8 protein-coding genes are annotated in these 11965 nt (G+C 66.2%); 2 read left to right on the plus strand and 6 right to left on the minus strand.

Translation table 11 applies throughout. The annotated features are described in order from the left end of the window. Nucleotide 1 precedes the first annotated feature (1 nt). Both BM198_RS22420 and BM198_RS22425 read left to right on the plus strand, forming a co-directional pair. A complete protein-coding gene (locus BM198_RS22420) occupies nt 2-4891 on the plus strand; it encodes a PAS domain S-box protein (RefSeq protein ID WP_139233687.1) in 4890 nt (1629 codons plus the stop codon). Between the two features lie 101 nt (nt 4892-4992). After that, nucleotides 4993-5286, plus strand: coding sequence for a hypothetical protein (locus tag BM198_RS22425; RefSeq protein ID WP_052807592.1), 294 nt, complete (start codon nt 4993-4995; stop codon nt 5284-5286). Between the two features lie 128 nt (nt 5287-5414). Here BM198_RS22425 and BM198_RS22430 read toward each other — a convergent pair whose 3' ends face one another. The 6 genes from BM198_RS22430 to purB all read right to left on the minus strand — a co-directional run bounded on the left by BM198_RS22430 (nt 5415) and on the right by purB (nt 11953). Continuing rightward, nucleotides 5415-7010, minus strand: coding sequence for an isocitrate lyase (locus BM198_RS22430; RefSeq protein ID WP_044406275.1), 1596 nt, complete (start codon nt 7008-7010; stop codon nt 5415-5417). A gap of 482 nt (nt 7011-7492) precedes the next feature. Further along, the gene (locus tag BM198_RS22435; protein ID WP_074972564.1) at nt 7493-8302 is read right to left on the minus strand and encodes a secretin N-terminal domain-containing protein; all 810 of its coding nucleotides are present in this window, start codon (nt 8300-8302) and stop codon (nt 7493-7495) included. Then, a complete protein-coding gene (locus BM198_RS22440) occupies nt 8299-8928 on the minus strand; it encodes a DUF7931 domain-containing protein (RefSeq protein ID WP_074972566.1) in 630 nt (209 codons plus the stop codon). Before BM198_RS22440 ends, BM198_RS22435 begins: the two co-directional genes overlap by 4 nt. A gap of 8 nt (nt 8929-8936) precedes the next feature. Further along, a complete protein-coding gene (locus BM198_RS22445; protein ID WP_044406283.1) occupies nt 8937-9362 on the minus strand; it encodes a GNAT family N-acetyltransferase in 426 nt (141 codons plus the stop codon). Then, nucleotides 9355-10521, minus strand: coding sequence for a ribosomal protein uL16 3-hydroxylase (locus BM198_RS22450; protein ID WP_044406286.1), 1167 nt, complete (start codon nt 10519-10521; stop codon nt 9355-9357). Before BM198_RS22450 ends, BM198_RS22445 begins: the two co-directional genes overlap by 8 nt. A gap of 61 nt (nt 10522-10582) precedes the next feature. Then, nucleotides 10583-11953 (minus strand): adenylosuccinate lyase, encoded by a 1371-nt coding sequence (gene purB, locus BM198_RS22455; RefSeq protein WP_074972568.1) that lies wholly within the window; start codon nt 11951-11953, stop codon nt 10583-10585. Nucleotides 11954-11965: the final 12 nt, after the last annotated feature.

Here is an 11965-nt window from a genome sequence, read left to right on the forward strand (position 1 = left end):
GGTGTCCGTTCCACTGGTTGCCATGCTCCTCACGGCGCTGGCCGGCCTGCTGGTGACTGGCCTGCTGGCGGGGTTGCTGGAGCGCGCCAACCAGGATCGTCTGCACGAGGCCCTGCATGACGTCACCGAGCGTGCCGCAGATGGCGTTGTGAAGCGCCTGGAGCTTTACCAGTACGGTTTGCGTGGGGCTCGGGGCAGCCTGCTGACCGCTGGGGAGTGGGGCATGACGCGGGAGATCTTCCAGCGCTATGCCCGCTCCCGCGATATCGCCAAAGAGTTTCCGGGTGCGCGGGGCTTCGGGTTGATCCGCCGTGTGCCACAGGCCGAGCTGGCCGGTTTCCTGGTCAAGGCGCGGGCTGACGGGCCGGCGGATTTCGACATCCATGAGCTGACGGACCACCCGGGCGAGCACTTCATCATCCAGTACATCGAGCCCCTGGCAGGCAACGAGCCCGCCATTGGCTTGGACATCGCCTCCGAGCGCAACCGCCGTGAAGCGGCCCTGTCGGCGATGCGCAGTGGTGAGGTGCGGCTGACGGCACCGATCACCCTGGTGCAGTCCCTGGGCAAGCCGCGCCAGTCGTTCCTGATCCTGATGCCGATCTACCGCAGCGGAGTGGTGCCGGCGACCGAGGCTGAGCGGGAGCGTCAGGCCCTGGGCTGGAGCTATTCGCCGCTGATCACCGAGCAGGTGCTGCAGGGGCTGGAGGTGGTGGACGAGACGATGCGCCTGCGCCTGCGGGACATCACCGAGGATTCGGACGAGCCGCTGTTTTACGAGAGCGCGCCGGATTCGGCCGAGGCGCCGGAAATCCACCAAGAGAAGGTCCTGCGGGATCTCTACGGCCGTCGCTGGGAGATCGAACTGGCTGCGCTGCCGGCGTTTGCCGAGCGTCTGGCGCTGCCGCCTCCGGCGATGGTGTGGGTGGCAGGGACAGGGCTGAGCCTGCTGCTGGCGGCGTTGCTGGGGGCGAGCCTGATGAGCCGCCGACGCAAGCACCAGGTGCTGGCGGAGCAGGCGCGGCTGGCGGCCATCGTCGAGAACTCGGCCGATGGCATCGTCGGCCAGACCCTGGGTGGCGTGATCACCAGTTGGAACCAGGGGGCCGAGGCGATCCTCGGTTACAGCGCCGAGCAGGCCATCGGCCAGGACCTGGCCGGGCTGGTGGTCCCGGAGCGCGGCCACGAGCAGGAAGAGACATTGCTGCGCCAGGCGCTGGCCGGGGAACGCATCAGCCTCTACGAGACCCGCTACCGGCGCCAGGACGGCAGCCTGGTGCATGTGGCCCTGTCGATCGCGCCGATCCTGGATGGCCTGGGCCGGGTGGTGGGCATTTCGCGCACGGTGCGTGACATCACGGCGCAGAAGCAGGCAGAGGCGCGCATCCTCGAGCTCAATGCCAGCCTGGAGACCCAGGTGGCCGAGCGCACGGCCCAGCTGTTGCGCACCAATGTGCTGCTGGACGGCGTGCTGACCGCGGCCACCGAGGTGTCGATCATCGCCACTGACCCGGACGGGCTGATCCGGGTGTTCAACCGCGGTGCCGAGCGCTTGCTAGGGTACTCGGCCGAGGAACTGGTGGGGCGCCAGACGCCGGCGCTGCTGCATGTGACCGAAGAGGTGGTGGCCCGTGGCCGGGAGCTTTCCGCCTATTACGACAAGCCGGTGCAGGGGTTCCGGGTGTTCGTCCAGGTGCCTGAGCTGGAAGGTTCCGAGGCACGTGAGTGGACCTATGTGCGCAAGGATGGCAGCCGCTTCCCGGTGACCCTGGTGGTGACCGCGATGCGCGATGAGCAGGGGCGCATCACCGGCTACCTGGGCATTTCCCTCGACATCACCGAGCGCAAGGCCACCGAGCGGCGCCTGGCGGAGAGCCTGGCGAACACCCGTGCTGTGCTGGATACGGCGGTGAACCCGGTGATCACCTTCGATGGCGAGGGGCGCATCCAGACCTTCAACCCGGCGGGTGGCGTGGTGTTCGGGGTATCGCCCGAGCATATGGTCGGGCGCTCCATCGAGGACCTGATCGAGCCCGTGTCCCTGGAGCGCTTCCACGAACTGCTCACGGGCTACGAGCAGCCGGTGGAGGGGCTGGGGCCCAGCGGGATGGAGCTGTGGGGGCGGCGCAGTGACGACAGCGCCTTCCCCATGCAGGTCACCCTGGCACCGATGCTGGTGGGTGGCGAGCAGCGCATGGTCTGCGTGGTGACCGACCTCAGCGAGCAGCATCGCCAGCGCAAGGAGCTGGTGGCCACCCGCGACCAGCTGCTGCTGGCCTCGGAGGTGGCGGGCTTGGGCATCTGGTCGTGGTTCCTGGAAGACAACCGGCTGCACTGGAACGACCGCATGTTCGAGCTGTATGGACAGCCGCGCAGCCTGCGGGAACAAGGCCTCACGTTCGACCATTGGCGCCAGCGTGTGCACCCGGACGACATGGACCGGGTGGTGGCGCAGTTGCAAGGGGCCATCGCCGGGACCGCCGTCTATGACCCGATCTTCCGCATCGTGCGGCCGGACGGGCAGGTACGTTACATCCAGGCGGCGGCTCAGATCGAACGGGACTCCCTGGGCCGGCCCACCCGGGTGACCGGGATCAACCTCGACATCACCGCCCAGCGCGAACTGGAGTCGCGCCTGCGTGATGCGCGTGACAAGGCGGATGCGGCCAGCGCGGCGAAGAGCTTCTTCCTCGCCAACATGAGCCATGAAATCCGCACGCCGATGAATGCGGTGCTGGGCATGCTGCACCTGGTGCAGGGCACCGGGCTGGACAACCGCCAGCTGGACTACGTGCTCAAGGCGCAGACAGCGGCGCGCTCGTTGCTGGGGCTGCTCAACGACATTCTCGATTACTCGAAGATCGAAGCCGGCAAGCTGCAGCTCGATCCGCACCCGTTCGAGCTGGAGTCGCTGATGCGCGACCTGGCAGTGGTGCTGGCGGGCAACCAGGGCGACAAGGATGTAGAGGTGATGTTCGACCTCGACGCCAACCTGCCGCTGCACCTGGTGGGGGACAGCTTCCGCCTGCAGCAGGTGCTGATCAACCTGGGTGGCAATGCCCTGAAGTTCACCAGCCGTGGCCAGGTGGTGGTGGCCTTCCGTCAACTGGCCTGCGACGACACCTCGGTGTTGCTGCAGGTATCGATCAGCGACACCGGCATCGGCATCAGCCCGGAGCAGCTGGAGCGGATCTTCGATGGCTTCACCCAGGCAGAGGCGTCCACCACGCGGCGCTTCGGCGGCACCGGGCTGGGCCTGGTGATCTGCAAGCGCCTGGTGGAGCTGATGGGGGCCGAGCTGAAGGTGGAAAGCCGGCCGGGAGAAGGCAGCCGCTTCTGGTTCGATGTGCGGCTGGGCATCAGCGAACCGGTCGCCGCCCTGCGCAGCGAGTGCCCGTGCGTGGATGCGCCGCTGCACCTGCTGGTGGTGGACGACAACCCGGTGGCGGGGGAGGTGCTGCTGCGCACGCTGCTGTCCCTGGGCTGGCGCAGTGAATACGTGATGTCGGGCGAGGCGGCCGTCTCGGCGGTGCAGCAGGCGGCGCGGCGGGGCGACCCCTTCGATCTGGTGTTGATGGACTGGCGCATGCCGGGGCTGGACGGGCTGGCCAGCAGCCGTGCCCTGGCGGCACTGGGGGCTGCAGCACCCCGGGTGGTGATGATCACCGCCCACGGCAGCGAGGTGCTGGCGGACCAGCAACAGAAGGGGCGAGCACCGTTTGCGGCGTTCCTCACCAAGCCGGTGACGCCCCAGCAGTTGGCCACTGCCGTGCAACGGGCGATCTGGGGCGAGGAGGGGGCGGTGGGCCAGCCTACCGCCGGTGTAGCGCGGGTCCGGCACCTCGCCGGGTTGTGCCTGCTGGTGGTGGAGGACAACGCGCTGAACCGCCAGGTGGCCTCAGAGCTGCTGATGGGCGAGGGCGCGGAAGTGATCCTGGCCGAGGGCGGCCTGGAGGGCGTGCAGACGGTGCTGGCGGAGCCGGAGCGTTTCGATGCGGTGCTGATGGACATCCAGATGCCGGACATCGATGGCCTGGAGGCGTCCCGGCGCATCCGCCTGGATGAACGGTGCCGCACCCTGCCGATCATCGCCATGACCGCCAATGCCTCGGAGCAGGACCGGCGCACCTGCCTGGAGGCGGGGATGAACGATCACGTCGGCAAGCCCGTGGACATCCAGCAACTGACCCGGGTGCTGCTGTTCTGGACCGGTGGGGCTACCCCGGCCCTGCCGGAGCCTCCGCCCCCCCGTGCCGAACCGGGTGCGCAGGTGTTGCTGGAGCCGCCGGCGTCGATCCTGTCGCGTTTTGCCGACAACCTGCCATTGCTGCAGACGGTGCTGGTCAGCTTCCGCGAGGAGACCGAGCGTCAGCTGGAGCAGTTGCAGCAGGCCCGTGACGATGGCGACCTGCGCGGTGTGCTGGCGGCCTTGCATGGCATCAAGGGCAGTACCGGGACGATGGGGGCCAGGGCGCTTTCACACCTGGCCATGGAGCTGGAGAACCGGGGCCGTGGATTGACCCCGGATACGGCTGCTCCCTTCCTCGAAGACCCGAGCTGGCTGCTGCAGATGCGTGCGCTGCTGGTGGAGAGCAACCGGCAACTGCTTGAGCAATTCCAGGTGGATGCGTCGACTGGCCAGGGGCAGGAGCCCTTGCCGGCGCTGGAGGAGGGCGCCTGGCGTGAGGCGCTGCAGCAGACGCTGGAGCTGCTGGCCAGCGGATCGATCCAGGCGCTGGACCGCGCGCGGGAGCTTAAAGGGCGTGCTCCGGACAGCCTGCGGGAGGCGGCAGCGGCCTTTGCCGCGCGGGTGGAGCGTCTGGACTTCCAGGGCGCCCAGGCCTTGGCCCGTGACCTGTTGCCCAGTGATGCGGCGTCTTCGCCGGACTGAAGGGTATCGGGCCTGATACCGAATTCTTCCCGGCGCTGCGGAACTGGCGGGCGCCGGCTCGCTCAAATCGGCACTTCAACCACTGCCGAGGTGTGAGCAGCATGCGTCTTCCCTTCAAGCCCTTCCTGGCCCTTCTGATGGTTCTGCCGTTGACCGCCTGCCTGGACAAGCAGGTGGACCAGACGGCGTTGTGCACCTTTACCTCCGACGCCGATGCACGGCTGTGCAAGGAAGGCGAGCTGGCCTGGTTCAAGCCGGCCCGCTGGGGCAACGAGCAGTTGCCGTTGAGCGTGGCGGCGGCCTATTGCGACTTCAACCATCCGGTGATGCACAACAACGCGGGGGTGATCTGCGTGTTCACCGAGAAGCGCCTGCGGCTGGTCAACGGCCAGTAAGGCGGGGGCGGGCGAGGCGGGAGTATTCCGCCCTGGTCAGCAGGTGCAAATAAAAAAGGCCCCGGTATCGCTACCGGGGCCTTGAGGCATCCGGCTGGGCCCGAGGGCCCGCCGGTGAACAGTTCCTATTAGTGGAACTGGTTCATGGTGTTGTCTTTACCGCTTGCCTTCAGAGCCGCTTCGCCAGCGAAGTACTCCTTGTGGTTGTCGCCGATGTCGGAGCCAGCCATGTTCTGGTGCTTGACGCAGGCGATGCCTTGGCGCAGTTCCTGACGCTGAACACCCTTCACGTAGGCCAGCATGCCCTCGTCGGCGAAGTAGCCTTTGGCCAGGTTGTCGGTGGACAGGGCCGCAGTGTGGTAGGTCGGCAGGGTGATCAGGTGGTGGAAGATGCCGGCGTGGGCGGAACCGTCACGCTGGAAGGTACGGATCTTCTCGTCTGCAACCTGGGCCAGTTCGGTCTCGTCGTACTCGACGCTCATCAGCTTGGCGCGGTCGTAGGCGGAAACGTCCTTGCCTTCGGCGACGAACGCGTCGAACACCTGCTGGCGGAAGTTCAGGGTCCAGTTGAAGGACGGGCTGTTGTTGTAGACCAGCTTGGCGTTCGGGATGACCTGACGGATGCGGTCAACCATGCCCTTGATCTGGCCAACGTGCGGCTTCTCGGTTTCGATCCACAGCAGGTCGGCGCCGTTCTGCAGGCTGGTGATGCAGTCCAGTACGCAGCGGTCTTCGCCGGTGCCCTGACGGAACTGGAACAGGTTGGACGGCAGGCGCTTGGGACGCAGCAGCTTGCCTTCGCGGTTGATCACGACGTCGCCGTTCTTCAGTTCGGCAGCGGAGATCTCTTCGCAGTCCAGGAAGGAGTTGTACTGGTCGCCCAGGTCGCCCGGCTGCTTGGTCACGGCGATCTGCTTGGTCAGGCCGGCACCCAGGGAGTCGGTACGGGCAACGATCACGCCGTCGTCCACACCCAGCTCGAGGAACGCGTAGCGAACGGCGTTGATCTTGGCGAGGAAGTCTTCGTGGGGAACGGTCACTTTGCCGTCCTGGTGGCCGCACTGCTTCTCGTCGGAAACCTGGTTCTCGATCTGGATGCAGCAGGCACCGGCTTCGATCATCTTCTTGGCCAGCAGGTAGGTGGCTTCCGGGTTACCGAAGCCAGCGTCGATGTCGGCGATGATCGGGACGACGTGGGTTTCGTAGCCGTCGATCTGGGCCTGTACTTCGGCTTCCTTGGCCTTGTCACCGGCGGCGCGGGCAGCGTCCAGGGCGGTGAACAGCAGGTCCAGTTCGCGGGCGTCAGCCTGGCGCAGGAAGGTGTACAGCTCTTCGATCAGGCCGGCGACAGCGGTCTTCTCGTGCATGGACTGGTCGGGCAGCGGACCGAAGTCGGAACGCAGGGCGGCAACCATCCAGCCGGACAGGTAGAGGTAGCGCTTGTTGGTGGTCTTCAGGTGCTTCTTGATGGAGATCAGCTTCTGCTGACCGATGAAGCCGTGCCAGCAGCCCAGGGACTGGGTGTAGACGGAGGAGTCGGCATCGTACTCGGCCATGTCCTTGCGCATGATGGCCGCGGTGTACTTGGCGATGTCCAGACCGGTCTTGAAGCGGTTCTGCACACGCATGCGAGCTGCGTACTCGGGGTTGATCGCGCTCCAGCTGCTGCCGTACTTCTCTTTCAGCGCGGCAACGGCTTTGATCTCGTTCTGATATGCGGACATGGTCAATCCTTCAAATGTGTATGGTTGAGCACCAACTTCCCCGTGCAAGGACCTGGACGGCCATGGCGGGTTGCTCACCGCAGTACGCTGAGAATGTGACCAGAGCGAGTGTGAACTCGGAGGGAGGGGTTGAGACGAACGGTGCAGGCGGCTTCGGTGATCGCTACCCGTGGCGCTTTCGGCTCGTGGATGCCTTGACGCACGAATAGGGGTGAAGTTTCGTCTGCCAGTTTCGCGGTGCTTCCCCGTCCCTCAGGACAACCTCGTTCCAGTCGCAACCTCGTCGCACTGCCTTTTGGGCTACACAACACGGGTCGGCTCGTTGGTCTGGAGCACGGCCCGGAGGCCCGTTTCAGGGCCCCTGGTTAGCGGGAGCGGGGCCATCATGCGCCTCAAACAAGTGTTCGTCAAACGTTTTTGTAGTGTTTTTTTGTGACTACTACAAAAGTCGTGTGTGCGACTGGATGGTCAGTTGGGGGGGCTCAGTCGAGGCTGTCGACCTTCAGGCGCAGGGTCATGTTTTCGCTGCCCTGGGTGGTCTGGCGGTGCAGGAAACCACTGTTGTCGCTCTGGCTGGATTCGTTGACGCCGCCGACGGTGATCCATTCGCCGAGCCGGCCGCTGACGCGGGTATCGGTGCTCTGGATATCGATGGCGCCCGGCTGGGATTGGCTGAGGCGGTCGCGGTTGCTGCTGAGGCTGACGTGCACGGTCTGCCCGGTGACGCTGGCGGTGACGTAGAAGCCGCGGGTGACGTTGCGGTATTCGGTGTTGGTGTAGACCTGCCCATAGGGCCCGGTGCTGGCGCTGGTGATGGGCACGCTCTGGCCGACCTGGATGAGGGCGGGGTAGCCCTCGGTGGCCTGGACCTGCTGGACGCCGCCGCCCCGGCTGTCGGTGCTGCGGCGGATGATGCGCACCTGGTCGCGGCCGTTGACTTCGCCACGGCCGGCCTGGACGTCGACGCCGCCGACGCTGGCCGAGCCGTTGACGCTGTAGCCCCGGTCGTCCTGGTAGTTGCTGTCGCTGGTGTCCACCGAGATCAGCAGGCGGCGCGGGGCGGTGTCGAGCTTGTCGAGCACGCCGCGCAGTTCCTGGATCTTCTGCGGGGAGGCATTGACGATCAGCTGGTTGCCGTAGGCGCTGACCCGGCCTTCGTTGCCGATCACCGACTGCACCACCGGCATCACGTCCTCGGCGGTGCGGTAGTTGAGCGGGATGACTTCAGTGGCGGCCTGCAGGGGCAGGCTCAGGGCCAGGCAAAGGGCGGCGAGCAGGGCGCGTGGCGTCATAGCAGGAAACTCCGCAGGTCGGGGGCGCTGACGCTCTGGTCCCAGGCCTGGTCGAACTGGACCTGGCGCAGGCGGCAGCGGCCGGGGTCGTTGTACAGGGCGTAGCCGGCGAAGCTGTCCAGCTCCGGGCGCATCAGCAGGCCACGGTCGTCCGCCAGCAGGTAGGCACACTCTTCGCTGGCGTGGTCCGGGTTGAGTCGGCGGATCTGGCTGTTGCTGGACAGGCGGCGCACGAGGTTGAGCAGGCGGTGGCCTTCCTTCACCGGGCGGGTCACGTCGCGGATCAGGATGCGCAGGCGGTTGCGCGGGTTGGCCAGGAGGAAGCGGGTGCAGGCCGTCTGGATGCTGCTGTGGTGATAGAGCCAGGCTTCCAGGTCGGGCGTGTAGAGGTTGAGGCTGCGCTGGGCCTGTTGCAGGAGCGCCAGGGCGTGAGGGCGGGCTTCCTCGGGTTTGGCGAAGCGCTGCAGGGCGTCGTGCTGGCCGAGCACGAAGGGAGCGGGTTCCCAGGGGGCGGGTTCGCGCAGGTCCGGAACCGGGTTATGGACATCGAAACGTCCCGGTGAATGGAATTCGATGGCAGGCAGTTCGGCCTCGATCTCTTCGTTTTCCGGGACGTTCGATTCCATGGGGACCTCTATTGGCTGTCGCGCACCATATCCACGTGGGGGATGCCGGCTTCGATGAATTCCTCGCTGACCACACGGAAGCCATGGCGCTCGTAGAACGGCGTGGCGTGGACCTGGGCCGAGAGCATCTGCTGCTTGAGGCCGCGGCGCTCCGCTTCGGCGATCACCGCTTCGAGCAGGCGATCACCGACATGCAGGCCGCGCCAATCCTTGAGGACCGAAACGCGACCGATGTGGCCGTCGGGCAACAGGCGCGCGGTGCCGATGGCGTACTCGTGCTCGAGGGCGAGGAAGTGCACGGCGTCGGCATCCTCGGCATCCCACTCCTGTTCAGGCGACACGGATTGCTCGGCGATGAAGACCGCCTCGCGGATGCGTCGCAAGTCAGCGTTGTCCTTCTGCCAGTCGGCGATTCGGACGTGAATCTCACTCATCGGCAAACTCCAGACTTCCTTGCTTGATCAGTTCCCACAGAAGCTTACGCCCGTCTTCGTCGGCCAGCCATCGGCCGAGGTTCTCGATGTGCAGTGCATCGCTGGAGCACACCAGGCGCAGCAGTTCGCGCAGGGAGGAGGGCAGCAGGCGGCTCTGGCCGCTGGCGAACAGCACGAGGCCGATGTCCACTTCCGACCAGGCCATACGCGCGCTGGGGTTGCGGATGATCACGGCGCCGTCTTCGATGGCGCCGACGAAGGCTTCTTCATCGACTTCGATGCCAGTGACCAGTTCGGGGTAGCGCGGCTCGGTCATGAACTGGCCGAACCAGGTCAGCAGCAGGCGCTCGTCGCTCATGTGCTCGGCGATCAGGGCCTTGAGGCGGTCGAGGGCGTCCTGCTGGATCTGGTGCGGGTCTTCGACCGGCTGGATGTCGGCGTCGCTGTAGCGCTCCTCGTCCGGGATGAACTGGGCGAGGAAGTCGGTGAAGTGGGTGAGCACTTCGGCGGCGCTGGGGGCGCGGAAGCCGACCGAGTAGGTCATGCAGTCGTCTTCGGCGGTGCCGAAGTGGGCGAGGCGCGGCGGCAGGTAGAGCATGTCGCCGGGTTCCAGGACCCACTCATCGGTGCCCATGAATTCGGCGAGGATGCGCAGATCCCCGTGGGGCAGCAGCGCGCTGTCGGCGTCGCACATCTGGCCGATGCGCCAGCGGCGGTGGCCGTGGCCCTGGAGCAGGAAGACGTCGTAGTTGTCGTAGTGCGGGCCGACACCGCCTCCCGGGGCGGCGTAGCTGATCATGACGTCGTCGATGCGCCAGTTGGGCAGGAAGCGGAAGTGTTCCAGCAGTTCGCCGACTTCCGGGACGAACTGGTCGACGGACTGCACCAGCAGGGTCCAGTCGCGCTCGGGCAGGTTCTGGTAGGTGTCCTCGGCGAAGGGGCCGCGACGCAGCTCCCAGGGGCGCTCGCCGTGTTCGAGGATGATGCGCGACTCGACTTCCTCTTCCAGGGACAGGCCGGCCAACTCATCGGGGGAGATGGGGCTTTCGAAGCCTGGGATGGCCTGGCGGATCAGCAGCGGCTTCTTCTGCCAGTAGTCACGGAGGAATTCGCGGGCAGAGATGCCGCCGAGGATTTGCAGGGGAAGATCGGAAGTCATGGCAGTGAACCTGTGAAATAAAAACGCCCGGCACGGCCGGGCGTATGGAGGCGGTTGCCCGTCAGATGCGCTTGGCCTGGGCCACGGCGTTGCCGATGTAGGCAGCCGGGGTCAGTTTGCGCAGTTCGGCCTTGGCTTCGGCAGGGATGGCCAGGCCGTCGATGAAAGTCTGCAGGGCTTCGGGGCTGATGCCCTTGCCGCGGGTCAGTTCCTTCAGCTTCTCGTAGGGGTTCTCGACGCCGTAACGACGCATGACGGTCTGCACCGGCTCGGCGAGGACTTCCCAGCAGGCGTCCAGGTCTTCGGCGATGCGCTGGGCGTTCAGCTCCAGCTTGCCGATGCCCTTGAGGCTGGCTTCATAGGCGATGACGCTGTGGGCGAAGCCGACGCCGAGGTTGCGCAGCACGGTGGAGTCGGTCAGGTCGCGCTGCCAGCGGGAGATCGGCAGCTTGCTGGCCAGGTGCTGGAACAGGGCGTTGGCGATGCCGAGGTTGCCTTCGGAGTTCTCGAAGTCGATCGGGTTGACCTTGTGCGGCATGGTGGAGGAGCCGATCTCGCCGGCAACGGTCTTCTGCTTGAAGTAGCCGAGGGAGATGTAGCCCCAGACGTCGCGGTCGAAGTCGATGAGGATGGTGTTGAAGCGGGCGACGGCATCGAACAGTTCGGCGATGTAGTCGTGGGGCTCGATCTGGGTGGTGTAGGGGTTCCAGGTCAGGCCCAGGTCGCCTTCGATGAACTCGCGGGCGTTGGCTTCCCAGTCGATGTCCGGGTAGGCGGACAGGTGGGCGTTGTAGTTGCCGACGGCGCCGTTGATCTTGCCGAGCAGCGGGACGGCGGCCACCTGGGCGATCTGGCGCTCCAGGCGGTAGACGACGTTGGCCATTTCCTTGCCGAGGGTGGTGGGCGAGGCGGGCTGGCCGTGGGTGCGGGACAGCATCGGGACGTCGGCGAAGCGCACGGCCAGATCGCGGATGGCGTTGGTCAGCTGGCGCATGAGCGGCAGGATCACCTGGTCGCGGCCTTCGCGCAGCATCAGGGCGTGGGACAGGTTGTTGATGTCCTCGCTGGTGCAGGCGAAGTGGATGAACTCGCTGACCTTGGCCAGTTCCGGCAGCGTGGCGGCCTGCTCCTTGAGCAGGTACTCCACGGCCTTCACGTCGTGGTTGGTGGTGCGTTCGATTTCCTTGATGCGCTCGGCATGCTCGAGCTGGAAGTCTTCGGCGAGCTTGTCCAGCAGGGCGTTGGCTTCGGCGGAGAAGGGCGCCACTTCCGGAACGCCGGCGTGGGCGGCGAGGCGCTGCAGCCAGCGCACTTCGACCTGGACGCGGAAACGGATCAGGCCGTATTCACTGAAGATCGGACGCAGGGCGCTGGTTTTGCCGGCGTAGCGGCCATCGACGGGGGAAACCGCAGTGAGCGAAGAGAGCTGCATGGAGGGGGTCTC

The organism is Metapseudomonas otitidis (genome assembly GCF_900111835.1).
Classification (GTDB): Bacteria; Pseudomonadota; Gammaproteobacteria; order Pseudomonadales; family Pseudomonadaceae; genus Metapseudomonas; species Metapseudomonas otitidis.

Bases quoted from the DNA above. Each gene is read 5' to 3' on its own strand.
- BM198_RS22425 (WP_052807592.1), top strand. From the start codon at position 4,993: ATGCGTCTTCCCTTCAAGCCCTTCCTGGCCCTTCTGATGGTTCTGCCG.
- BM198_RS22450 (WP_044406286.1), bottom strand. From the start codon at position 10,521: ATGACTTCCGATCTTCCCCTGCAAATCCTCGGCGGCATCTCTGCCCGC.
- BM198_RS22440 (WP_074972566.1), bottom strand. From the start codon at position 8,928: ATGGAATCGAACGTCCCGGAAAACGAAGAGATCGAGGCCGAACTGCCT.
- purB (WP_074972568.1), bottom strand. From the start codon at position 11,953: ATGCAGCTCTCTTCGCTCACTGCGGTTTCCCCCGTCGATGGCCGCTAC.
- BM198_RS22445 (WP_044406283.1), bottom strand. From the start codon at position 9,362: ATGAGTGAGATTCACGTCCGAATCGCCGACTGGCAGAAGGACAACGCT.
- BM198_RS22430 (WP_044406275.1), bottom strand. From the start codon at position 7,010: ATGTCCGCATATCAGAACGAGATCAAAGCCGTTGCCGCGCTGAAAGAG.
- BM198_RS22435 (WP_074972564.1), bottom strand. From the start codon at position 8,302: ATGACGCCACGCGCCCTGCTCGCCGCCCTTTGCCTGGCCCTGAGCCTG.